The organism is Microbacterium barkeri (assembly GCF_027921765.1).
GTDB classification, from domain to species: Bacteria; Actinomycetota; Actinomycetes; order Actinomycetales; family Microbacteriaceae; genus Microbacterium; species Microbacterium barkeri.
This window is the reverse complement of sequence record NZ_BSEJ01000009.1, coordinates 55,068-78,022: the sequence shown is the minus strand read 5'-3', so window position 1 is coordinate 78,022 and position 22,955 is coordinate 55,068. Positions and strand designations below refer to the sequence as shown.

The 22,955-nt window shown below is 72.0% G+C and carries 22 protein-coding genes and 1 riboswitch; of the genes, 5 read left to right on the top strand and 17 right to left on the bottom strand.

Features of this window, described 5'->3' with window-relative positions:
• Position 1 precedes the first annotated feature (1 nt).
• The 3 genes from PKE79_RS10305 to PKE79_RS10295 form a co-directional block, all read right to left on the bottom strand.
• The gene (locus PKE79_RS10305; protein ID WP_271173614.1) at positions 2 to 442 is read right to left on the bottom strand and encodes a hypothetical protein; all 441 of its coding nucleotides are present in this window, start codon (positions 440 to 442) and stop codon (positions 2 to 4) included.
• 32 nt (positions 443 to 474) lie between these two features.
• On the bottom strand, positions 475 to 654 hold the full coding sequence (locus PKE79_RS10300; RefSeq protein WP_271173613.1) for a hypothetical protein: 180 nt from the start codon (positions 652 to 654) through the stop codon (positions 475 to 477).
• Positions 655 to 858: 204 nt separating this feature from the next.
• Entirely contained in the window at positions 859 to 2,307 is a 1,449-nt protein-coding gene (locus tag PKE79_RS10295; protein WP_374727743.1) for an XRE family transcriptional regulator, read from the bottom strand.
• A gap of 121 nt (positions 2,308 to 2,428) precedes the next feature.
• Here PKE79_RS10295 and PKE79_RS10290 point away from each other — a divergent pair, with 121 nt between their 5' ends.
• Positions 2,429 to 4,285 (top strand): phosphoenolpyruvate carboxykinase (GTP), encoded by a 1,857-nt coding sequence (locus tag PKE79_RS10290; protein WP_271173611.1) that lies wholly within the window; start codon positions 2,429 to 2,431, stop codon positions 4,283 to 4,285.
• A gap of 105 nt (positions 4,286 to 4,390) precedes the next feature.
• Here the strand turns inward: PKE79_RS10290 and PKE79_RS10285 are convergent, their stop codons facing one another.
• The 9 genes from PKE79_RS10285 to PKE79_RS10245 form a co-directional block, all read right to left on the bottom strand.
• Positions 4,391 to 5,464, bottom strand: a complete 1,074-nt coding sequence (locus tag PKE79_RS10285) for a winged helix DNA-binding domain-containing protein (RefSeq protein WP_271173610.1) — start codon at positions 5,462 to 5,464, stop codon at positions 4,391 to 4,393.
• A 43-nt stretch (positions 5,465 to 5,507) separates the two neighbouring features.
• Positions 5,508 to 7,565 (bottom strand): ABC transporter ATP-binding protein, encoded by a 2,058-nt coding sequence (locus PKE79_RS10280; RefSeq protein ID WP_271173609.1) that lies wholly within the window; start codon positions 7,563 to 7,565, stop codon positions 5,508 to 5,510.
• 76 nt (positions 7,566 to 7,641) lie between these two features.
• Positions 7,642 to 9,072 carry an MFS transporter gene (locus PKE79_RS10275; protein ID WP_271173608.1) on the bottom strand — a complete coding sequence of 477 codons (1,431 nt, stop codon included), beginning with the start codon at positions 9,070 to 9,072 and terminating at the stop codon, positions 7,642 to 7,644.
• A gap of 236 nt (positions 9,073 to 9,308) precedes the next feature.
• The gene (locus tag PKE79_RS10270; protein WP_271173607.1) at positions 9,309 to 9,659 is read right to left on the bottom strand and encodes a Fe-S protein; all 351 of its coding nucleotides are present in this window, start codon (positions 9,657 to 9,659) and stop codon (positions 9,309 to 9,311) included.
• A gap of 47 nt (positions 9,660 to 9,706) precedes the next feature.
• Positions 9,707 to 10,180, bottom strand: a complete 474-nt coding sequence (gene ribH / locus PKE79_RS10265) for a 6,7-dimethyl-8-ribityllumazine synthase (protein WP_271173606.1) — start codon at positions 10,178 to 10,180, stop codon at positions 9,707 to 9,709.
• Positions 10,177 to 11,463 (bottom strand): GTP cyclohydrolase II, encoded by a 1,287-nt coding sequence (ribA, locus tag PKE79_RS10260; protein WP_271173605.1) that lies wholly within the window; start codon positions 11,461 to 11,463, stop codon positions 10,177 to 10,179. The genes ribH and ribA overlap by 4 nt, the downstream gene beginning before the upstream one ends.
• The gene (locus PKE79_RS10255; RefSeq protein WP_271173604.1) at positions 11,460 to 12,215 is read right to left on the bottom strand and encodes a riboflavin synthase; all 756 of its coding nucleotides are present in this window, start codon (positions 12,213 to 12,215) and stop codon (positions 11,460 to 11,462) included. The genes ribA and PKE79_RS10255 overlap by 4 nt, the downstream gene beginning before the upstream one ends.
• 1 nt (position 12,216) lies before the next feature.
• A complete protein-coding gene (gene ribD / locus PKE79_RS10250) occupies positions 12,217 to 13,251 on the bottom strand; it encodes a bifunctional diaminohydroxyphosphoribosylaminopyrimidine deaminase/5-amino-6-(5-phosphoribosylamino)uracil reductase RibD (RefSeq protein WP_271173603.1) in 1,035 nt (344 codons plus the stop codon).
• Between the two features lie 55 nt (positions 13,252 to 13,306).
• Positions 13,307 to 13,453, bottom strand: a riboswitch (FMN riboswitch).
• A 62-nt stretch (positions 13,454 to 13,515) separates the two neighbouring features.
• A complete protein-coding gene (locus PKE79_RS10245; RefSeq protein ID WP_271173602.1) occupies positions 13,516 to 14,379 on the bottom strand; it encodes an Fpg/Nei family DNA glycosylase in 864 nt (287 codons plus the stop codon).
• A 73-nt stretch (positions 14,380 to 14,452) separates the two neighbouring features.
• Here PKE79_RS10245 and PKE79_RS10240 point away from each other — a divergent pair, with 73 nt between their 5' ends.
• On the top strand, positions 14,453 to 14,968 hold the full coding sequence (locus PKE79_RS10240) for a GNAT family N-acetyltransferase (RefSeq protein ID WP_271173601.1): 516 nt from the start codon (positions 14,453 to 14,455) through the stop codon (positions 14,966 to 14,968).
• A gap of 230 nt (positions 14,969 to 15,198) precedes the next feature.
• Positions 15,199 to 16,071, top strand: coding sequence for a type IV toxin-antitoxin system AbiEi family antitoxin domain-containing protein (locus PKE79_RS10235; RefSeq protein ID WP_271173600.1), 873 nt, complete (start codon positions 15,199 to 15,201; stop codon positions 16,069 to 16,071).
• Between the two features lie 118 nt (positions 16,072 to 16,189).
• On the opposite strand, the gene PKE79_RS10230 is transcribed toward PKE79_RS10235, so the two are convergent.
• From PKE79_RS10230 to PKE79_RS10210, 5 genes are read right to left on the bottom strand one after another with little or no spacing between them, the layout of a single operon-like run.
• Positions 16,190 to 16,822, bottom strand: a complete 633-nt coding sequence (locus PKE79_RS10230; protein WP_309299970.1) for a GNAT family N-acetyltransferase — start codon at positions 16,820 to 16,822, stop codon at positions 16,190 to 16,192.
• 7 nt (positions 16,823 to 16,829) lie between these two features.
• Complete coding sequence (trpS, locus tag PKE79_RS10225) at positions 16,830 to 17,837, bottom strand: tryptophan--tRNA ligase (protein ID WP_271173599.1); 1,008 nt, start codon at positions 17,835 to 17,837, stop codon at positions 16,830 to 16,832.
• A gap of 19 nt (positions 17,838 to 17,856) precedes the next feature.
• Positions 17,857 to 18,801 carry an NUDIX hydrolase gene (locus tag PKE79_RS10220; protein WP_271173598.1) on the bottom strand — a complete coding sequence of 315 codons (945 nt, stop codon included), beginning with the start codon at positions 18,799 to 18,801 and terminating at the stop codon, positions 17,857 to 17,859.
• Complete coding sequence (locus tag PKE79_RS10215) at positions 18,798 to 20,981, bottom strand: RNA degradosome polyphosphate kinase (RefSeq protein ID WP_271173597.1); 2,184 nt, start codon at positions 20,979 to 20,981, stop codon at positions 18,798 to 18,800. The genes PKE79_RS10220 and PKE79_RS10215 overlap by 4 nt, the downstream gene beginning before the upstream one ends.
• A 49-nt stretch (positions 20,982 to 21,030) precedes the next feature.
• A complete protein-coding gene (locus PKE79_RS10210) occupies positions 21,031 to 21,729 on the bottom strand; it encodes a response regulator transcription factor (RefSeq protein WP_271173596.1) in 699 nt (232 codons plus the stop codon).
• Positions 21,730 to 21,870: 141 nt separating this feature from the next.
• On the opposite strand from PKE79_RS10210, the gene PKE79_RS10205 reads away from it, so the two are divergent.
• Positions 21,871 to 22,161 (top strand): hypothetical protein, encoded by a 291-nt coding sequence (locus PKE79_RS10205; RefSeq protein ID WP_271173595.1) that lies wholly within the window; start codon positions 21,871 to 21,873, stop codon positions 22,159 to 22,161.
• A gap of 176 nt (positions 22,162 to 22,337) precedes the next feature.
• Positions 22,338 to 22,943: a nitrobindin family protein gene (locus PKE79_RS10200; protein WP_271173594.1), complete on the top strand. Its 606-nt coding sequence runs from the start codon at positions 22,338 to 22,340 to the stop codon at positions 22,941 to 22,943.
• The last annotated feature ends 12 nt before the right edge of the window (positions 22,944 to 22,955 follow it).

The window sequence follows — 22,955 nt, the reverse complement described above, 5'->3', positions numbered from 1 at the left end:
ATCATCCGCGGCGCTTGATGCGCGCCCGGGCGTCGTCGAGCATCCGCGTCGCCCGGCGCTCGAAGCGGTCGTCGATGAGGTCGTAGACGACCCACGCGACGAGCAGGTAGAGCGGCGGGAGGACGTAGCCCCAGAACCAGCCGCGCACGTCGACGTCCGACAGGGCGACCACGAGCATCCAGATGACGAGCTGCACGAGGAACGTCGCGAGGTACTGGACGAGCTTCTCGCCGATGCGCGCCCTCCGCGCGAGCGAGGACGCGGCGCTGCGGAAGATCCGTGCGAGGAGCGGCTTGAGCCAGATCGTCGCGAGCGCGAGCACGAGCGCGGCCCACCACGCGGCCCAGCCGACGGAGACGAACGGGACGAGCCATCCGACGACCGCGAGCACGAGCACGTCGAAGAGGTAGAGGCAGAGGAGCCGGATGAACCACGCTTTCATGGCCTCAGCCTGCCACGCAGGCCGCTCGCCGGCTACGAGGCGGATGGCTCGCCCGCGAGGCGCAGCGTGCTCACCGACACGGTCGGCTCCGTGCCGAGGAAGACGAGCGAGCCCGCGGCGATGCGCAGGGCGCTGTACGCGGGGTCGACGAGCCCCGTGCGGCGGGGTGCGCTCGGGGGCTGCGAGGGCGAGGGGATGGCGGTGGCCGGCATGACGGCTCCTCGGGTCGGCGGCTGGTACTGCTCCAGCTTCCGCCCGGCGGGGCGTCGCGCACATCCCGCTGGGGGATGAACCCGGGTCATCCCAGGGTCCTCCTCCGGGATGACCCCGTCCAGGTTCTGCATGTCTCACCCGGCGTGTGTAAGGGGCCGCCGAAACCACGGCGAGTGAGACACGCAGAAGGGGGGCGGGGGAGGTCAGTGCTCGCTGTGGCGGTCGAGGAACTCGTAGACCTCGAGGTCGTCGACGCCCGGGAAGGCGCCGCGGGGCAGCGGCGAGAAGATGTGCGTGTGGACGCGCGCGCTCGGCCACGCCTTGCCGCGCCACGGCGACTCCGCGACGCTCGGCGGGCGCCGGCAGCACGACTCGTCGGGGCAGCTCGACGACGCCCGCACCTGCGTCTCGCGACCGCGCCACCACTTCGCGTCGTCGAACGGGACGCCGACCGTGATCGAGAACTCGCCCGAGCTGCGCGAGCCCGTCTGCGTCGCGCACCAGAACGTGCCGGCCGGGGTGTCGGTGTACTGGTAGTGCTCGGTCGTGCGGTTCTGCTGCTCGAAGGCGTTGCGCGCCGCGAACTTGCGGCACACGATCTGGCCCTCGATCGCGCCGGTCACATCCTCGGGCAGCGGCAGGCCGTCGTTCTCGTACACGCGCTCCACCTGGCCCTGGCTCCCCACCCTGAGGAAGTGCAGCCGCATGCCGAAGTGGGTCGTGAGCAGGTTCGTCATCCGCATGCCCGCCGCCTCGTGCGTCACGCCGAACGCGTCGCGGAAGTCCTCGACGGCGAGATTGCGGTCCTTGCGCGCCTGCTCGAGGAACGCCACCGCGGCGGTCTGCGGGATGAGGCAGCACGCGGCGTAGTAGTTGATCTCGAGCCGCTGCTGGAGGAAGTCGGCGTAGTCGGTGGGCCGCTCGTGCCCGAGCAGCCGGTGAGCCATGGCCTGCAGAGCCATCGAGCGGAGACCGTGGCCGCCGGGGATCGACGCCGGGGGCAGGTAGATGCGGCCGTTCTCGAGGTCGGTGATCGAGCGCGTCGACGAGGGCAGGTCGTTCACGTAGATGAGCTCGAAGCCGAGCTGCTCGGCCATGATGCTCACCGTGCGGTGCTTGAGGGCGCCCGACGTGTGGCCGGCCGCGCGGAGCTGGCGCTCGGCGAGCTCCTCGATCTCGGGCAGGTAGTTGTTGGCCGCGCGCTGTCGCAGGCGCAGCTCGGTGTTGGCGCGCCGCGCCTCCTCCGGGGTGGCGATCGCCTCGTTCTCACGGCGCTGCAGCTCGCGGTGCAGGCCGATGATCGACTCGATGGTCTCGTCGCTGAGACCCTTGGTCACCTTGATCGGCGGGATGCCGAGCTGGCGGAACACCTGGCTCGACTGCGCCCGCTCGAGCTCGATCTCGAGGGCGGCCCTGCGGTTCGGCGGCTCTCCTGAGATGAGGTCGGTGACGTTCGTGTCCACGGCGTCGGCGATGGCCTGCAGCAGCGAGAGCTTCGGCTCGCGCTTGCCGTTCTCGATGAGGCTCAGCTGGCTTCCGGCGACCCCGACGAGCGCGCCGAGCTCGTCGAGCGTCAGCCCCCGCTGCACGCGGTGATGGCGGATGCGGTGGCCGAGGGTCTTGAGCTCGAGGCCGGTCTTCTGGTCGCTCATCGGAGGCATTCCTTGATGATAGCTAAAGATCCATCATTCTTTCGACTTCGGATGGCCGAAAAAGGCGGCAGAACCGAGAGAACCTGGCATGGCGACCACGTCTCACCCACAAGGAGCTCTGATGGCAATCGCCGAACCCCTCGCCCCTCACACGACGGACGCCCTCGCCGGCTTCGGCGCACGGCCCGCCTACGACGGCGCCGGCATGCGCGAGCTCGCCGCGTGGGTCGACGAGATCGCCCGTCTCACCCAGCCCGATCGCATCCACTGGGTCTCGGGCTCCGCGGAGGAGAACGCCGCGCTCATCGCCGACATGGTGGCCTCGGGCACGCTCATCCCGCTCGACGCCGAGAAGCGCCCGAACTCGTTCCTCGCGCGATCGCACCCCGGCGACGTCGCGCGCCTCGAGTCGCGCACGTACATCTGCTCGGAGCGCGAGGAGGACGCAGGCCCCACGAACAACTGGGCCGACCCCGCGCAGATGCGCGAGACGCTGAACCCGCTGTTCCGCGGCTCCATGCGCGGCCGCACGATGTTCGTCGTGCCGTTCTCGATGGGCAAGGTCGGCGGTCCGATCTCGCAGATCGGCGTGCAGGTCACCGACAGCCCGTACGCGGTCGCGTCGATCGAGATCATGACCCGCGTTGGCGACGAGGTCACGCGCCTCATCGCCGAGGGCGCCGACTGGGTGCGCACGGTGCACACCGTCGGAGCCCCGCTCGAGCCGGGCCAGGCCGACGTCGCGTGGCCGTGCAACGACGAGAAGTACATCGTGCACTTCCCCGACACGCTCGAGGTCTGGTCGTTCGGCTCGGGCTACGGCGGCAACGCCATCCTCGCGAAGAAGTGCTTCGCGCTCCGGATCGCCTCGGTGCTCGGGCGCGACCAGGGCTGGATGGCCGAGCACATGCTGCTCATCCGCGTCATCGACCCGGCCGGCCGCGCGTACCACGTGGCCGCGGCCTTCCCGTCGGCCTGCGGCAAGACGAACCTCGCGATGCTGCGCCCCACCATCCCCGGATGGAAGGTCGAGACCCTCGGCGACGACATCACGTGGATCCGCCCCGGCGCCGACGGCCGGTTCCACGCGATCAACCCCGAGGCCGGGTTCTTCGGGGTCGCACCCGGCACGGGCGCGTCGACGAACGTCACCGCGGTCGAGACGCTGTGGGGCAACGTGCTCTTCACGAACGTCGCGCTGACCGACGACGGCGACGTCTGGTGGGAGGGCCTCACGGACGAGACGCCCGCGCACCTCATCGACTGGCAGGGCCAGGACTGGACGCCGGACGCGGGCCGCCCGGCCGCCCACCCGAACTCGCGCTTCACCGTGGCCGCCGATCAGGCGCCGTCGATCGCGGACGACTGGGAGGAGGCGGTGCCGCTCGATGCCATCCTCTTCGGGGGCCGTCGCGCGACGAACGTCCCGCTCGTCGTCGAGGCGTTCGACTGGGAGCACGGCGTCTTCCTCGGGTCGACGATCTCGTCGGAGCGCACCGCAGCGGCCGAGGGCACCGTGGGCGAGCTGCGCCGCGACCCGTTCGCGATGATGCCGTTCTGCGGGTACAACATGGCCGACTACTTCGGGCACTGGCTCGACATGGGCGGCAAGGCCGAGCAGCTCCCGCGGATCTTCCAGGTCAACTGGTTCCGCAAGGGCGCCGACGGCCGCTTCCTCTGGCCCGGGTTCGGCGAGAACTCGCGCGTGATCGACTGGATCATCCGTCGCCTGCAGGGCGAGGTCGAGGCCGTGCCGTCCGCCATCGGCCTGCTGCCGGTCGTCGCCGACCTCGACCTCGACGGCATCGATGTGCCCGCGGCCGACCTCGAGGAGCTCTTCGAGGTCGCCCCGACGTCGTGGCTCGCCGAGGCGGCGCTCACCGAGGAGTTCTACGACACGTTCGGCGACCGGGTCCCGACCGCGCTGCGGGCGCAGCTCGCGGCTCTTCGCGAGCGTCTCGAGTCCGCGAAGGCCTGATCCGCACAGACGGCCTTCCGCCGCGTCCACCCGGACCGCACGCCGGGTGACGCACCCCAGCGGCCCGCCCCCTTCCGATCCGGGGCGGGCCGCTTCATGCTCGGCTCACGCGCGCAGGATGGCCATGGCCCGGTCGACCGCGGCGCGCGCGTCGGATGCGTCGATCGGAGCGTCGGCGAAGAGCTCGATCTGCGCGTCGCCCGTCGCCCGCTGCGCCATCGCGGGCGGCTTCCACACGCCGACGATCTCGCCGTCGTGCACGATGAGGGGCCGCACCATGCCGTTGGCGCCGGGACCTGCGGCCGCGAGCGCCTCGGGGGATGCGGTCACGGTGCGGTCGGCGTAGGCGATGTAGAACTCCTCGAACGTCGGCAGGGCGAACGTCCGCGCGGCGTCGGGAGCGGTGCGCGGTGGCGCGCGAGACGCGTAGAGCGGCTCGTCGGCGTCGCGGACGACCCTCACCCGATCCGCCGCGGCGGCAGCGGCCGCGCGTGCCGTGGTGAGCGGGAGCCCGGCCCACCAGGCGAAGTCGCGCGCCGTGGCCGGTCCGTGCCCCGCGATGTAGCGCGCGAAGAACTCGGCGAGCGGGTCGGCGGGCGATGCGGACTCGCGGATCCACTCCTCGGCGAGGACGAGGTGCTGCTCGCGCGGCTCGACGCCGTCGCGATGGACGACCGGGCCCCAGACGAGGACGCCGTGGAGCGCGAGCGTGACGATGAGGTGGTAGCCGCGCTGACCGGCCGTCGAGATGCCGCCCGACTCCCAGACCGCGGCGATCTCCGCGCGGGTCAGGCGGCCGCCGCCGCGCAGGGCGCCCACGGCGAGCTTCTCGGCGCGCGCGATGTCGTCGTCGGCGATGCCCAGGTCGCGCAGCCGCTTCGCGTCGGCCTGCAGCATCCGCGCGGCGGTGACCGACAGCATCCAGCCGAGGTCCTCGGCCGCGACGGTGTGCAGCGTGCCGCGCTGCGTCCACGCGCGCACGAGTGCGCCGCGGTCGTAGGCGCGGTCGACGGCCGACACCCCTGCGCCGCGTGTCCGCGCGGCGAGAGCCAGCCGGCCGCCCCAGAAGTCCTGGGACTGGGTGGCGGTCAGATGGCGGGCGGCGTCGACGGGTGTGCGCGCGGGAGCGACGAGCCGGTGGTGGCGCAGGCGCGCTCGCCGCAGGGCGGGGAGATCCATGCCGCCCATCCTGCACGTGGCCGCCGACATCGGGGAAGGCGACTCACACGAGCAGCTGGTGCTTCGCGAGATCGCGGTAGAGCGGCACGCTCGCGACGAGCTCCGAGTGCGTGCCCTGGCCGATCACCCGGCCGCGATCGAGCACGATGATGCGGTCGCTGTCGACGACGGTCGAGAGGCGGTGCGCGATCACGATGAGCGTGCGCCCCTCGGCGACCGCGTCGATCGCCTCGCGCATCCTCTGCTCGTTGACGCCGTCGAGGGACGACGTCGACTCGTCGAGGAGCAGGATGGGCGGAGCCGCGAGCAGCGCGCGGGCGATCGCGAGCCGCTGGCGCTCGCCTCCGGACAGCATGACACCGTCCTCGCCCACCGGGGTGTCGATCCCGAGCGGGCTGCGGTCGACGATCTCGCCGAGGTTCACGGCGCGCAGCACGCGGTCGCAGTCGGCGTCGCTCGCGTCGGGCGAGGCGAGGCGGAGGTTGTCGGCGAGAGTGCCGGCGAGCGTCGGCGCGTCCTGCTCGACGTATCCGAAGTGCGCCCGCAGCTCGGCGCGGGGCAGGTCGCGGATGTCGACGCCGTCGAGGAGGACCGCGCCGCCCGTCGGGTCGTAGAAGCGCTCGATGAGCGAGAGGATGGTCGACTTGCCCGCGCCGGATGGGCCGACGAGCGCCACGCGCGCGCCGTGCGGCACCTCGAAGGAGACGCCGCGGAGCACCTCGCGGTCGGCCTCGCTCGGCGCCTGCGCCGCCTCCTCGTCGAGCGCCCCCGTCTCGAGGTGCGCGCGCTCGATCGCCCGCTGCGCCTCGCGCGCCGCCTCCTCGCGTGCCGCGACCGCCGCCGCGGGGTAGGCGAAGCGCACGTCGCGGAAGGCGATCGCCGGCGCCGCGCCATCCGCGGTCGCCGGTGTCGCGCCATCCGCTGCCGTCGCGCCCTCGCCATCCGCTGCCGTCGCGCCCGTGCCATCCGCTGCAGGAGAATCCGCCCGCTGCAGGAGGATTCCCGCGGAGGGGTCCTGCTCTCGCGCGTCCGTCCTGCCGCCGCGCGGGGTCGCCGGCGCGGCGTCGGCGCGGACGCGGTCGTCGGCGTCCTCGGTGGGGAGGTCGAGGACCTCCTGGATGCGCCCGAGCGCGCCGAGCGCCTGGCCGACGCTCGCGATGGCACCGAACGCCGAGGCGAGGGGCATGATGAGGAGGAAGAGGAACATCACGAACGTGACGAGGCTCGCGATCGTGAGCGCTCCCGATGCGACGCGCATGCCGCCGACGCCGAGCACGACGAGCAGCGAGACCTGCATCGCGATGCCCGCGACGGGGACGACGAGCGCAGAGGCCTTCGCGACGCGGATGCCGGCGTGGTACGCGGCGGTCGCCATCGCGCCCACCGACTCCTGCTCGCGATCGGTCGCTCCCGCCGCGCGGATGGTGCGGATGGATCCGATCACGCGCTCGACACCGCTCGAGAGCTCGCCCACGCGCTCCTGCTGCGCGGCCGATGCGGCGCGGATGCGACCGGACAGGAGCCCGACGGCCGCACCGGAGACGCCGATGACGCCGACGATCGTCAGCAGCAGCACGGGGTCGATGAAGAGCATCGCCACGAGCGCGCCGACGAACAGGAGGGCGTTGCCCACGCTGTCGGCGAGGCCCTGGGTGAGGACGGCGTAGAGCAGCGTCGTGTCGGTGCCGACGCGCGAGACGAGGTCGCCGGTGCGCCGCGCGTCGAACTCGCTCACCGGGAGGTGGAGGATGCGCGCGATGAGGCGGCGCCGGCTCGAGTGGACGACCGCGGTGCCCGTGCGCTGCAGGAGGTAGTGCTGGTACGCGCCCACGGCGCTCGAGGCGAGGACGAGGAGGACGAGAGCCCACAGCAGCCACCCGAGAGGTGAGCTGGCCTGGACGCGGTCGATCACCTGCCCGATGAGGAGCGGCTGGACGAGCGTCGCGACCGCCTCGACGATGCTCAGCACCGCGACGACGACGAGCACGCCGCGGTGCTCCAGGAGGAAGGGCAGCAGCTGCCGGAACGACGCGCGCGGTCCTTCCTCTGCACGCGGTCGCGCGAAGAGCGAGCGGCGTGCGCGCGGGGCGGTCTGGCTCACGGGGTCTCCTTCCGAGGTGCGCGGGGGATCGCCGAGCGCACCTCAGCCAGCCTAGGCAACCGCCCCGCGCATCGGCTCAGCGTCGGGAGGCCGCTGCGACCGCCGCGTCGTCGTCGAGGTCGACGTCCTTCGTCTCCTTGCCGATGAGGAGCGCGACGAGCGTGAGCACGCCGGCCGCGGCGAGGTACACGCCGACGAGCCAGGGGTTGCCGCCGCCGAGGGCCCACAGACCCAGCGCGATCGAGGGCGCCACGGCGGCGCCGAGGATCGATGCGACGTTGTACGACACGGCCGAGCCGGTGTACCGCACGTTGGTCGGGAACAGCTCGGGAAGCAGCGCGCCCATGGGCCCGAACGTCATGCCCATGAGGAGGAATCCGAAGATGAGGAACGCCTGCACGAGCGCACCCGTGAACTTCTCCTGGCCCTGCGGCAGGAGGAAGACGACGAAGAGCAGACCGAACACGATGATCGCGGTCGTGACCCAGATGAGGAGGCGGCGGCGTCCGACCGAGTCGGCGAGCGGTCCCGAGAGCAGCGTGCAGAGGCCGAAGAACACGACGCCGATGATCTGCATGAGCACGAAGTCGACGTACGTGAACCCGAGCCCGGGCACGAAGGTCGCGGGGTCGACGCCCTCGGGGGCGGTCGCCGGGCGGGTGCCGTACGCGAGCGTGAAGCTCGTCATGAGGTAGAAGAGCACGTAGGTCGCGAGCATGTAGAAGGTGCCCAGGATGAGCGGGCGCCAGTGCGTGCGGACGGTCGCGCCGAGCGGGAACTTCTGGATCGCGCCGGTCTTCTCCGCCTTCGTGAACGAGTCCGACTCGACGAGCTTGAGGCGGACCCAGAGGCCGATGATCACCATGACGGCGGAGAAGAGGAACGGGATGCGCCAGCCCCACGCGAGGAACGCCTCCGATGCGAGGCCACCCTCGCCGGGCAGGGCGAAGTTGATCACGAGGAAGAGGGTGTTCGCGATGATGAAGCCGATCGGCGCGCCGAGCTGGGGGAACGTCCCGTAGAGGGCGCGCTTGCCGGCGGGCGCGTTCTCGGTCGCCACGAGCGCGGCGCCCGACCACTCGCCGCCCAGCGCGAAGCCCTGCGCGAGCCGCAGGATGAGCAGGAGGAGCGCTGCCCACGCGCCGATGAGCTGGTACGTCGGCAGCAGGCCGATGAGGAAGGTCGAGATGCCCATCGTGAGCAGCGATGCGACGAGGGTCGCCTTGCGTCCGAACCGGTCGCCGAAGTGGCCGAAGACGATCGCCCCGACCGGGCGCGCGAGCATCGCGGCGCCGAAGGTCGCGAACGACGCGAGCAGCGCCGTGGTCTCATTGCCCGTGGGGAAGAAGAGAGCAGGGAAGACGAGCACGGCCGCCGTCGCGTAGGCGTAGAAGTCGTAGAACTCGATCGTCGTGCCGACGAGGCTCGCGGTGATGACGCGGCCGCGCGTGTTCGCGGGCGTGGCGGCGGCGGGGGCGTCGGGACTCTGTGCTGCGGTGGATGTCATGGAGATGCCTGTCCGGAGGGAAGACGGCGGCGCGGAGGGCGCTCGCCGGGGAGACGGCGTCGGCGTCGTCGCCGGCTGGATGGCCGTCTCGACGCGCGGACGCGATCGTCAAGTCTACGCGCCCTCAGCAATACGGAGACCGCGACGGCCCCTCGCGCGAAAGGTGCGCAGAGGGGCCGTCGTGCGTGCCGGAGCCGGTGGGCGGAATGCTCAGCGGCCCGAGGGCTCGGATGCGGTCACCAGATGACCGCGATCGTCGCGTTCGCGAGCGTGAGGATGCCGACAAGCCAGAACAGCGCGGGCGGCGTCTGCGCGCCGCGCTTCTGCCGTGCGGACAGGATGCCGAGGAGCGCGCCGATCACGAGGAGCACGACGAGCTTGACGCCGATCTTGGCGTAGTTCAGGTCGCCGTCCACGCCCCACGGCGCGGCGAGAGCGAGACCCGCGAGACCGGCGATCGCGAGCCCCCAGTGCATGAGCCGCGTGACGTGCGTCCGCCGGTTCGCGACCTCGACGAGCCACGAGCCGAAGAGCGTCGCGAAGCCGACGAGGTGGATGACGATGACGATGCTGCGCAGGATCTCCATGAGCACACCCTACGGGTTTTCTACGATATGTAGAAGGAAGGTCGCCCTCAGCCGCGGAGCGCGCGCAGCGTGAGCGCCGTGCGCAGCGCCGCGTCGGCCGCCTCTGCGCCCTTGTCCTCCTTCGAGCCAGGCAGGCCCGCGCGGTCGAGGCCCTGCTGCTCATCGTCCAGCGTGAGCACGCCGAAGCCGACCGGCTTGCCGGTGTCGAGCGCGACGCGCGTGAGGCCATCCGTCGCGGCGTTCGAGACGAAGTCGAAGTGGGGCGTTCCCCCGCGGATGATGACGCCGAGGGCGACGACCGCGTCCGCGCCCGCCTCGAGCGCCGCCTTCGCGACGACCGGGAGCTCGAACGAGCCCGCCACGCGCACGAGCGTCGACTCGGCGCCCGCCGCGTCGAGGGTGCGCTGCGCCCCTGCGATGAGCCCGTCGGTGATCTCGTCGTGCCACGTGCCCGCGACGATCGTCACGCGCAGGCCCTCCGCCGCGATGCCGCCCTTCTCGGGCGCTCCCTTGCCGCTCACTTCTCTGCTCCTTCGTGCATCTGGGCGACCGCCGCGGCGAGCGCCTCCTCGCCGATCACGTGACCCATCCGGTCGCGCTTCGTCTCGAGGTACTGGTGGTTGTTGGGTCCGACGCCGACGATCAGCGGCACCTGCTCGACGACCTCGAGCCCGAGGGCGCGCAGCTGGCTGACCTTGTCGGTGTTGTTCGTGAGGAGGCGGATGCGCTCGACGCCGAGATCGGCGAGGATGCCCGCGGCCGCCGCGTAGTCGCGCGCGTCGGCGGGGAGTCCGAGCGCCGTGTTGGCGTCGACGGTGTCGAGGCCGCGCTCCTGCAGCGCGTAGGCGCGCAGCTTGTTGATGAGGCCGATGCCGCGCCCTTCGTGCCCGCGCATGTAGATGACCACGCCGCCGTCCTGCTCGATCGCGTCGAGCGCGGCGTCGAGCTGGGGGCCGCACTCGCACTTGAGCGAGCCGAACGCCTCGCCCGTGAGGCACTCCGAGTGCACGCGCACGAGCGGCGCGTCGTCGGTGAGGTCGCCCTTGACGACCGCGAGGTGGTCGGTGCCGGTGATCCGGTCCTTGTATGCGAGGAAGCGGAAGACGCCGTGCGAGGTCGGGACGGTGGAGTCCGCGCGCAGGCTCACCTGGCGGCGGAACGGCGTGACGGGCTCCGCCGACGGGTCGTTCTCCTCGAGGTAGGCGATGAGCTGCTCGATCGTGACGACAGGGAGCCCCTCGCGCTGTCCGAGCTCGATGAGACCGGGGAGGCGCATCATGTCGCCGTCCTCCGCCACGACCTCGCCGATCACGCCGACGGGTGCGAGGCCCGCGAGGCGCATGAGGTCGACCGCGGCCTCGGTGTGGCCCGAGCGCTCGCGGACGCCGCCGGGCACGGCGCGCAGGGGCAGGATGTGGCCGGGGCGGATGATGCTCGTCGGCGTCGACTCCGGGTCGGCGAGAACGTTGACCGTGCGGGCGCGATCGTGCGCGCTGATGCCCGTGGTGACGCCCTCGGCCGCGTCGACGCTCACCGTGTACGCGGTCGACCGCGCGTCCTCGTTCACGGCCACCATGGGCGCGAGGTCGAGGCGGTCGGCCCAGTCCTGGGGCATGGGGGCGCACAGGAAGCCCGAGGAGTACCGCACGGTCCAGGCGATCCACTCGGGTGTCGCGAGCTGCGCCGAGAGGATGACGTCGCCCTCGTTCTCGCGGTTCTCGTCGTCGGCCACGAGGACGGGGCGGCCCGCCCGGAGCGCCTCGAGCGCCTCGGGGATGGTCGACAGCTGGCTGGCAAGGCTCATCGCGAGCCTCCTTCGGGGGTGGAGCGGAGGATGACGAAGTCGGCGGGCGGAACGTCGTACGTCGCGAAGGACGACTCGTGACCCGTCCCGGCCTCGCGCTGGGCGGTCGCGACGGCCGCGCGGACGGGCGCGGGGGTCGCCTGCTGCGCGCCGAAGGACAGCAGCCGCTGCACGTGGCGCGCGAGGATGTCGGTCTCGAGGTTGACGGCGTCGCCGACGCGGCGCTCGCCGAGGGTCGTCGCCTCGAGCGTCTCGGGGATGAGCGACACCTCGAACCACGGCGTCGGCTCGTGGGCGGGGCTGACGGCGCTCACGGTGAGCGAGACGCCGTCGACCGCGATCGAGCCCTTGTCGACGACGAGGGGCGCGAGCTCGGCGGGGAGCGCGATGCGCACGACGCGCCACTGCTCGCCGGGCCGGACGTCGACGACCGTTCCCGTGCCGTCGATGTGCCCCTGCACGATGTGGCCGCCGAGCCGGCCGCCCGAGGCCGTCGCCCGCTCGAGGTTGACGGGGGTGCCCGTCCGCGCCGCGTCGAGCGTCGACATGTCGAGCGTCTGCTTCATGACGTCTGCCGTGAAGCCCTCGTCCGTCCAGTCCACGACCGTGAGGCACACGCCGCTCACCGCGATCGAGTCGCCGTGGTGCACGTCCTCGATCACGCGCGGGGCGTGGAGCGTGAGGCGCACGCCGTCGCCGGAGGGCTCGATCGCCGTGATGCGGCCGATCTCCTCGATGATGCCGGTGAACATGTCAGCTGCCTCCTTCGGGGGCTTCGGGGGCCGGGCGGGCCACGACGAGGAGGTCGGAGCCGAGGCGGTCGACCTGCTCGACGGCGAGGCGCCGCTGCCGGGAGATGGTGGGGACGCCGATCTCGCCGAGCGCGAGCCGCGGACCGCCGAGGAGGGTCGGCGCGAGATAGACGAGGACGCGGTCGGCGAGTCCCGCAGCGAGGAACGCGCTCGCGAGCGTCGGCCCGCCCTCGACGAACACGCGGTGGAGCCCGCGCTCGTGGAGGTCGTCGAGAACGGCGCGCAGATCGCGCGTGCGGTAGTGGATCGCCTCATGCGGATGGCGGCGGATGGCCGCTCCGTCGGGGATGTCGGCGGTGCCGATCACGACGGGGACGGGCTGCGCGGGGTGCAGGGCGTCGCCGTCGCGGGCCGTGAGAGCAGGGTCGTCGGCGAGCAGGGTGCCCGACCCGACGACGATCGCATCGGCCTGCGCCCGCCGGACATGGACATCCGCTCGCGCCTCGGCTCCCGTGATCCACTGGCTCGTGCCGTCGGCCGCGGCCGCGCGGCCGTCGAGGCTCTGGGCCCACTTGATCGTGACGTGGGGGCGGCCGAGCCGTCGCGCCGTCAGCCACGAGTCGAGAAGCGCATGGGCCTCGGGCGCCATGAGGCCGCTCTCGACGCTCACGCCCGCGGCGCGGAGGCGATCGCCGCCTCCGCTCTCGACATCGCCCGGGTCGTCCAGTGCGTACACGACGCGCGCGACGCCCGCGGCGATGAGGGCCTCGGAGCAGGGGCCCGTGCGGCCGGTGTGGTTGCACGGCTCGAGCGTCACGACCGCCGTCGCGCCGCGGGCCGCGCCCGGGGCGAGGTGCGAGAGCGCGTCGACCTCGGCATGCGCGGTCCCGGCCCCATGGTGCCAGCCCTCGGCGATCACATCGCCGTCGGGGGAGAGGATGACCGCGCCGACCTGCGGGTTCCGGCTGCGCGGCCCGCGGCGCGCGAGCTCGAGCGCGCGGGCCATCGCCCGCTGCTCCGCGTCGCTGAACGCCATCCGAACCTCCTGCAGGCACCCCGGGGTTCGCGAACGGCGCCCTCGACGGGCGACGTCACGTGCTGCCTCTCATCCGGACTCGCAGGCTGCGCCTGCATCACCGTCGGTTCCGGAATCCCACCGGATCGGCCCCCGCCATCAGGACGGGGGTTCGCGGACTGTCACCGCCGGTTCGGATTCTCACCGACCCCGGAGCACGTTCTGTGCACTCAGCATAATCAACCGCGAGCGTGCGCCGTTATTCCCGGCGGCGTATGCGTCGCCCTATTTCAGCAGGCGCGACAGCCGGCGGTCGGCGAGGACCTTGCCGCCCGTCTGGCACGTCGGGCAGTACTGGAAGTCGGTGTCAGCGAAGAAGACGCTGCGGATGGTGTCTCCGCAGACGGGGCAGGCCTCGCCCGATCGCGCGTGCACGGCCATCCCGCGCCGCTTCGCGTCCTTGAGATCGGCCGGCGGCTTGCCCGAGGCCGTCGCGACGGCGTCGGCGAGGGTCGCGCGGAGCGCGTCGTAGAGGCGGTCGACTTCGGCGTCGTCGAGGTTCGCCGCGAGCGCGTAGGGCGACATCCGTGCGGCATGCAGGATCTCATCGGAGTAGGCGTTCCCGATGCCCGCGATCACGGACTGGTCGCGCAGGAGCCCCTTGATCTGCGTGCGGCGCCCGCGCAGCAGCTCTGCGAGAGCGTCGCGGTCGAAGCCGTCGCCCAGCGGATCGGGGCCGAGGCGCGCGATGCCGGGCACGTCGCCGATCGCCCGGACGACGTACACCGCGAGCGACTTCTTCGTGCCGGCCTCGGTGAGGTCGAAGCCCGAGCCGTCGTCGAACCCGATCCGCAGGGCGATCGGCGAGCGGCCCGGCTTGATCACGGTCGCCGGCAGCGTCTCGTGCCAGCGCAGCCATCCGGCCTTCGCGAGGTGGAAGACGAGGTGGAGACCGCCCTCGAGCTCGAGGTCGACGAACTTGCCGTGGCGCTGCGCGTCGCGCACGCGGGCGCCGACGATCGCGTCGATCGGAGGATCGTAGGTCTTGAGCGCCGCGATCGCGGCCACCTGGGCCTTGACGACAGCGCGCCCTGACGTGCGCTCGCGCAGATAGCGCACGAGCCCCTCCACCTCCGGCATCTCGGGCATGCCGCCATCCTCGCACCGCGCACGGACATCCGTCACGGGCTGGACAGGGCGACGCCGATGCGACACTGGATCCGTGATCGCCGACCTCGCGCTGCTGCCCGTCGTCCTCGAGTCCCGCCTGGGGGAGGTGACGCTGCGCGCGGCCCGCGAGGAGGATCTCGACGCGCTCATGGCGCTGCTCGCGGACGACGAGGTGAGCGCCGCGCGCGGCGACGTCGCCGCGGAGGAGGACCGCCCCGCCTACGCGGCCGCGCTCACGGCCATCCAGGCCGACCCCGCGAACGCGCTGCTCGTCGCGGAGTCCGCCGATGGCGCCCTCATCGGGACGCTCCAGCTCACCCGCATCCCGGGAATGGCCCGTCGCGGCGCGACCCGGCTGCTCGTCGAGGCCGTTCGCGTGCGCTCCGACCTGCGCTCATCGGGCGTCGGCTCGGCGATGATGCGGTGGGTCGTCGACGACGCGGCGCCGGCGCTCGGCTGCGCACTCGTGCAGCTGACCTCGGACTCCGCGCGCGTCGCGGCGCACCGCTTCTACGAGCGCCTCGGATTCGTCGCCTCGCACGTCGGCTTCAAATACCGCGTCGTGTAGGGGCCCGGGCGCGTTCGCCGCCCGGGACAGAGCGCAGGAGTTTCTGCGGGGCGGCGAGCAGCGGCCCCCGAGAATCCGCGCCCCGTCGGCGGCTGCGCGCGCGAAGTTCCTGCGTTGTGTCCCGCTCCCCGCGCCGACGCGTCGTGCACAGACGGCGTGTTGGGGTGAAGATCTCCACAGGTCCGACTCTCGCGTCTCCCCGCCGCTGTCGCCACGGGCACGATGCCGTCATGGCAGGAGGCAGCACCGCCGAAGCGCGGAGGAAGGCGCGGAGGCCGCCGAGGTCGTTCTCCTTCGCCGCGCTGCGCGCGCGGGGGATGAGCCGACGGACGATCCGGCGCAGGGTCGCGGAGGGCGAGTACGTGCGCGTGCGGCGAGACGTGTACGTCGAACGCGGGGAGTCGGAGGACATCCTTCGGGCAGCGCGGGTCGGAGGCCGACTGGACTGCGTCTCGGCGATGCGGGAGCGGGGCGTCTTCGTGCGCGAGCGCGGAGGACTGCACATCCAGGTGGATCCGCGCAGCGGCCGACTCGCATCGCCCGAGGATCGCAAGCAGTGCCTCGCGGCAGTGCACGGCGTCGTCGTGCACTGGCGAGACGACCCGGCGCCCGACCACGACCTCCTTGCCGACCCCGTCGCCTCTGCCGCGCGTGCCGTGCGCTGCCAGCATCCGCGCGACGCCGTGGCCACGATCGACAGTGCGCTCCACCTCGGGGTGATCCGCGCTGATCAGATCGACGCGCTGTTCGCGCTCCTCCCTGCGCGCTGCGCCGCGCTGCGTCCGCTCATCGACGGCCGGGCGGAATCCGGCGCCGAGTCGCTCGCGCGCCTGGCGCTCCGCGTGCTCGGCCGGTCGATCGACCTCCAGGTGCGCATCGACGGGGTCGGCCGAGTCGACCTGCTCGTCGACGGATGGATCGTCGTCGAATGCGACGGCAAGGCGTTCCACGAGAGCTGGGCGGCCCAGCTGGAGGACCGCCGCCGCGACCTCGCGCTCGCCGCGCGCGGCTATGCGTGCGTCCGGGTCACGGCGATGACGGTCTTCGAGGAGCGGCACGTGCTCGTCGCCGCGGTCCGCGGGCTCCTGCGCGCTCGCCGCTGAGCGGACCGGCGGGACAGAACGCAGGAGATCCGTCCGAGCAGAGGCTGCCGGCACGCGGGATCACGCGGCCGTCGGCAGCGAAGGGCGAGAGAACTCCTGCGCTGTGTCCCGGCAGCCCTCAGCGCAGAGCGGACGACGCCGCCGTGCGCGGACCGGAGACGCGGATGGGCCGCCGACGGCGCCGGCGGATCGACAGCGACGCGGTCCTCGGCTCGAGCACCGGCCATTCGACGGGGGAGCGGTCGTCGCTCGCCACGAGGCCCGCGATCCACGCGTCCTCGCGCTCGGCGGAGGCGCGGATGCCGCGGCGCCGCGTGCCCTCGAACCGGAACCCGAGCGAGCGTGCGAGGCGGGCGGACGGCTCGTTCCCGGCGACCGCGTGCCACTCGATCCGCTCGAGGCGCATGGGGCCGAGGGCGAAGTCGACGACCGCGCAGCCGGCCTCGGCGCCGTAGCCGCGCCCGCGCGCGTCGGCGGAGATCCAGTAGCCGAGCTCGGCCGAGCCGTCCCCGATCCGGTGCAGGCCGATCATCCCGACGAGACCCTCGGCGTCGTGGATCGCCCAGGTGATCTCCTCGCCGGCGCTGCGCCGCTCGGCGCAGAGCACGACGAACTGCTCGGCGTCCTCCCGCGTGTAGGGGGACGGCACGTTCGTCCACCGCTGCACCTCGGTGTCCTGGCAGGCGAGGTGGATGGCCTCGACGTCGTCCTCGGTCGGCGGCGTGAGAGTCAGGCGGGCGGTCCGCAGCATCAGCGCATCACGCACGGCGCAGCAGTCCGACGCGGTCGTACACGGTGCTCAGGGTCTCGTCGGCGACGGCCGCGGCCTTCTCGGCGTTGACGGCGAGCACGCGGTCGAGCTCGGCGGGGTCATCGAGCAGCTCGAGGGCCCGCGCGCGGACCGGCTCGAACTCGGCCACGACGACGTCGCGCAGGCCCTTCTTGAAGTCGCCGTACCCGCGGCCGGCGTACTCGTCCTCGATCGAGGGGATCTGACGGCCGGTGAGGGCCGCGTAGATCGTGAGGAGGTTCGAGACGCCGGGCTTGCCCTCGCGGTCGTAGGCGACGACGCCGTCGTTGTCGGTCACGGCGCGCATGATCTTCTTCGCCGTGACGTCGACGTCGTCGAGCAGCCACAGCACGCCCGCGTGCGACTCCGCCGACTTCGACATCTTCGCCGAGGGGTTCTGCAGGTCGTAGATGCGCGCCGTCTCGGCCTGGATCACCGGCTCCGGCACGCGGAACGTCTCGCCGTAGCGCGCGTTGAAGCGCTCGGCGAGGTCGCGCGTGAGCTCGACGTGCTGCTTCTGGTCGTCGCCGACCGGGACGACGTGCGTCTGGTAGAGCAGGATGTCGGCGGCCATGAGCACGGGATACGTGAAGAGGCCCACGCTCGTCGCGTCGGCGCCGTAGCGCTGCGACTTGTCCTTGAACTGCGTCATGCGGCCGGCCTCGCCGAAGCCGGTGATCGTGGAGAGGATCCAGGCGAGCTCGGCGTGCGCGCGCACGTGCGACTGCACGTACAGCGTCGACCGCGACGGCTCGATGCCGGCCGCGATGTACTGCGCGGCTGTGCGGCGGGTCTTCTCGCGGAGCTCGGCCGGATCGTTCGGCTGGGTGAGCGCGTGCAGGTCGACGACCGAGAAGAACGCGTCGTACGTGTCCTGCATGTCGCGCCACTGCAGGAGAGCCCCGATGTAGTTGCCGATCTGGAGCGAATCGGCCGACGGCTGCATTCCCGAGTAGAGGCGCGCTTTCTGAGTCACCGGACGATTCTAGACGCCGTCAGACCCCGGGAGCGTGCGTCTCGATCGCGACGATGCCCGCCCCGGGGTTCGTCGCCGAGAGGTGCACGACCGCGAAGGCGCCGGGGTCGAGACCCGCCGCGCTCTCGAGACGGGGCCCGTGGACGGTTCCGGTCGCGAGCGCCAGCTCCCGCATGAGGGCGGGGATCACGGGCCGATGGCTGCAGATGACGGCGGGCTTGCCCGACCGCACCCGACGGCCGACGACCTCGCGGGCATCCGCCGTGCCGGCATCCCATGCGTCCTCGCTGATGAGGGGCGTCTCGACGATCCGGCGGCCGATCGCCTTCGACAGCGGCGTCACCGTCTTCACGCACCGCTCGGCGTCGCTCGAGACGATCTTGCGGACGCCGAACGCGCGCAGCGCCCCGACGATCGCCTTCGCCTGCTCCTTGCCGCGGGTCTGCAGCGGACGGGCGGCGTCCTCGCCGCCCCATTCGTCGCGCGCGACGGCCTTCCCGTGCCGCAGCACGACGACCGGGAACGTGCGGAGGCTCGCGGCGCGGCGCAGCCGCTCGAAGCGATCGAGGATGTCCTGGTCGACCGGGTAGCTGAGGCGCTTGCGCGCCGCGCCGACGGTGACCCACTCGAGCCCGGCGATCTCCTTGTTGGGCACGAACGTGCTGGCGCGGATCGCCTCCTGCGTCGCCTCGGCGGCCCAGTAGTGCACGATCTTCTCGCGCCCGGACGGCTGGATGTAGACCGACTGGCCCACCGACGGGCCGAGCGACACCCGCAGGCCCGTCTCCTCGTGGATCTCGCGCACGGCGGTCTCCGCGAGCATCTCTCCCGGATCGAGCTTGCCCTTCGGGAGGGAGATGTCGCGGTACTTGCCGCGGTGCACGAGCAGGACGAGGAGCTCGCCGTCGAGCTCGCGCCACACCACGCACCCCGCGGCGTACACGGGTCGATGCGCTGACGTCATCGAGTCGCGCGCGGACGCCGTCGTCGCTGGATCGCTGCCATGGTCTTATCCTGCACGTCGGCGAGGGGCTTGCCGTTCTCATCGAGGTGGTGGCGCGTCCACACGCCCTCGGCGCCGAGGTGCCAGGTCGCGCTCGCGTCATCCATCCCGAGGTCGAAGAACGCCTGCAGCTCCTTGACGTGCTGCGGCTTCGCGACCCGGACGAGCGCCTCGACGCGGCGGTCGAGGTTGCGGTGCATCATGTCGGCGCTGCCGATGTAGACCTCGGGGTCGCCGTCGTTCGCGAACGCGAAGATGCGCGCGTGCTCGAGGTAGCGGCCGAGCACGCTGCGGACGCGGATGTTGTCGCTCACGCCGGGCAGGTCGACACGGAGGCTGCAGATGCCGCGGACCCAGACGTCGACCTGCACGCCCGCGAGCGACGCGCGGTAGAGCGCGTCGATGATCTGCTCGTCGACCATCGAGTTGACCTTGATGCGCACGTGCGCGGGCTTGCCCGCCAGCGCGTTGCGGCGCTCGCGCTCGATGAGGCGCAGGAGGCCCTTGCGGAGGTGGAGCGGCGCGACGAGGAGACGCTTGAACTTCTTCTCGATCGCGTACCCGCTCAGCTCGTTGAACAGGCGGGTGACGTCGCGCCCCACATCGGGGTCGCACGTGAAGAGGCCGAGGTCCTCGTAGATGCGGCTCGTCTTGGGGTTGTAGTTGCCCGTGCCGACGTGCGTGTAGTGGCGCAGCAGGCCCTTCTCCTCACGGATGACGAGGGCGAGCTTGCAGTGGGTCTTGAGCCCGACGAGGCCGTAGACGACGTGCACGCCCGCCTTCTCGAGCTTGCGCGCCCACTCGATGTTGTTGGCCTCGTCGAAGCGCGCCTTGACCTCGACGAGTGCGAGCACCTGCTTGCCGGCCTCGGCCGCGTCGATGAGCGCCTGCACGATGGGGCTGTCGCCCGAGGTGCGGTAGAGCGTCTGCTTGATCGCGAGCACGTGCGGGTCGCGCGCGGCCTGCTCGAGGAACGCCTGCACGCTCGTCGCGAAGGACTCGTACGGGTGGTGCACGAGCACGTCGCCCTTGCGGATGGCGCCGAAGATGTCGGCGCGCGCGTGCTTCGAGTCCGCGTCGGCGGGCTGGAAGGCGAGCGGCGTCACGGGCAGGTGCGGCTTGAACTTCAGCTCGGGCCGGTCGATCTTCCCGAGGCTGAAGAGCGACCGGAGGTCGAGCGGAGACGGGAGGCGATAGACCTCCTGCTCAGAGATGTCGAGCTCGCGGATGAGCAGGTCGAGGGTGACGTCGTCCATGTCCTCGGTGATCTCGAGGCGGATGGGCGGGCCGAACCGGCGGCGCAGCAGCTCCGCCTCGAGCGCCTGGATGAGGTTCTCCGACTCGTCCTCCTCGATCGTCACGTCCTCGTTGCGCGTGAGGCGGAACGCGTGGTGGTCGAGGATCTCCATCCCGGGGAAGAGGTCGGCGAGGTTCTCGGCGATGAGGTCCTCGAGCGCGAGGTAGCGGATGCTGCCGGGCGCGTCGTCCTTCGCGGGAACCTGCACGAGGCGGGGGAGCATCTGCGGCACCTTCAGGCGCGCGAACTCCTCGCGCCCCGTGCGCGCGTTGCGGATGCGGATGGCGAGGTTGAGCGAGAGGCCCGAGATGTACGGGAACGGGTGAGCCGGGTCGACCGCGAGCGGCATGAGCACGGGGAAGACCTGCGCCTGGAAGTACTCGTAGAGGTCGGCGCGCTCGCTGTCGGTGAGCTCGTCCCAGCGGACGAAGTCGATCCCGGCCTCGGAGAGCGCGGGCTTGAGGTCGTCGTTCCAGACGGCCGCGTGGCGCGCCTGCAGCTCGTGCGCGAGCTCGGAGATGTTGGAGAGCACCTTCGCGGGCGCCGTTCCGACGTTCGTCGGGACGGCCAGGCCCGTCACGATGCGCCGCTTGAGGCCCGCGACGCGGACCATGAAGAACTCGTCGAGGTTGCTCGCGAAGATCGCGAGGAAGTTCGCACGCTCGAGGAGCGGAAGCGCCGGGTCCTCCGCGAGCTCGAGCACGCGGTTGTTGAACGCGAGCCAGCTGAGCTCCCGGTCCATGAAGCGATGCTCGGGGAGGCTCGCATCGGGGGCTTCCACGATCTCGTCGAAGTCGTCGTCCTCGGTGTCGAAGCCGGGGTCGACCAGGGGCGCATCCGTCATGTGCCTATCCTGGCACCCGCGGGTGTCGCGCGTGTGAACGGGCGGCGCGTCAGGCCTTCCGCGCTCCCTGCGCCGGCGCGTCCTCGTCGTCCTCCGAGACGTTGAACCGATAGCCGACGTTCCGCACGGTGCCGATGAGCTGCTCGAGGTCGCCGAGCTTCGCGCGCAGGCGCCGAACGTGCACGTCGACCGTGCGGGTGCCGCCGAAGTAGTCGTAGCCCCACACCTCGCTCAGCAGCTGCTCGCGCGTGAACACCCGCGAAGGGTGGGTCGCGAAGAAGTGCAGGAGCTGGAACTCCTTGTACGTGAGGTCGAGCGGCTTCCCGTGCACCTTGGCCGAGTACGAGGCCTCGTCGATCGTGATGCCCGAGGTCTGGACGCGGCTCGAGGTCTCCTCCTCGGTGCGCCGCCCCACCACGAGGCGGATGCGCGCATCGGCTTCGGCGGGGCCGGCCGTCGCGAGGATGACGTCATCGACACCCCAGTCGGGGGAGACGGCCGTCAGGCCGCCCTCCGTCACGATGAGGACGAGGGGCGCGTCGATGCCCGCCGTGTTCAGGATCTTGCAGAGCGCCTTCGCGCCGACGAGGTCGGTGCGCGCGTCGAGGAAGATCGCGTCAGCGCTCGGCGCGTTCACGAGCTGAGCGGCCTCCGCGGGGATCTGTCGCACACGGTGGCTGAGGAGCTCGAGTGCGGGCAGCGCAGAGGCTCCGCCGGGGGCGGAGCTGAGCACGAGGAGCTGAGCCAAGCGAGGTCCTTTCGCCGGCGGCGGGTGCCACGCCGTGCTTCCGATGATAGGGGCAGCCGAAAGTGCGGCGAGACGCCTGCGCGCGCGGCACGCCACCGTGGATCCTGTCGTCCGGGCCCGCGATCGGCGATGATGGAGGGCGTGACCGAACCCGTCCTCGTCCCGCGCAGATTCCCGGTCGGCCTGGCCGTGACCTGGGCGTTCGCCGGCGTGGTCGCGATCGCGATCGGCATCTTCGTGGCGCCCGCCGATCGGTTCGGATGGTTCGCCGTCGGCGCGGGCGCCGCCCTCCTCGTCGCGTTCGCCGCGGAGCTGCGCCTCGGTCGCGCCGAGGGGTTCATCTCGCGGGTCGCCGCGGCGGCGGTCGGCGGGGTCGGGATCATGGGGGTCGTCTCCGCGATCTTCGCGCTCGCCGCGATCGTGCCCGGCTGAGCCCTGCGCGGTCGCCGGGGCGCGCCGGGAGGACTAGAGTGGTGCCATGGATCTCGTCGCCCTCGAACTGTTCTTCGTCGGCCTGCTGGGCCTCGCGAGTCTCGCGATCGCCTTCTGCTCCGGCGCAGTGATCGTCAACCTCTTCCGCGGCCAGCGCTGAGCCGGGGCGGAGCCTCGTGATCGAGATTCCGACCGACCTGCCTGCCGACCTCGTCCCGCTCTCCTGGCTCATCGGAGTGTGGGAGGGGACGGGCGTCATCGACTACCGCGTCGGGGATGCCCACTACGAGGGCGAGTTCACGCACCGCGTCAGCTTCAGCCATGACGGCGGTCCGTACCTCAACTACACGGCCACCGCATGGCTCGCGCCCGAGGGCGAGCGCCCCGCGCAGCAGCTCGTCGCCGAGACCGGCTTCTGGCGCCTCTCGCGTCCGGCGACCGCTGCGACGCCGGGGCCCGGCCTTCTCCCTGCGCTCGAGACGGAGCCGACTCGGACGGCCGACGACGTCGAGCGCCTGCGCACAGCGGGCGGCGGCTTCGAGATCGAGGTCAACCTCGTGCACGCGGACGGCGTGAGCGAGCTCTACCTCGGTCAGGTCAAGGGGCCCCGCATCGACATCGCGACGGACGCGGTCGTCCGCACCGCCGGCGCGAAGCATTACGCCGCCGCGACGCGGATGTACGGCCTCGTCGACGGACACCTCCTGTGGGCGTGGGACATCGCGGCGCTGGGCCGCGAGCTCGGGTCGCACGCCTCCGCGCGCCTCGCCCGCACCGAATAGCCCTGCGAGCGA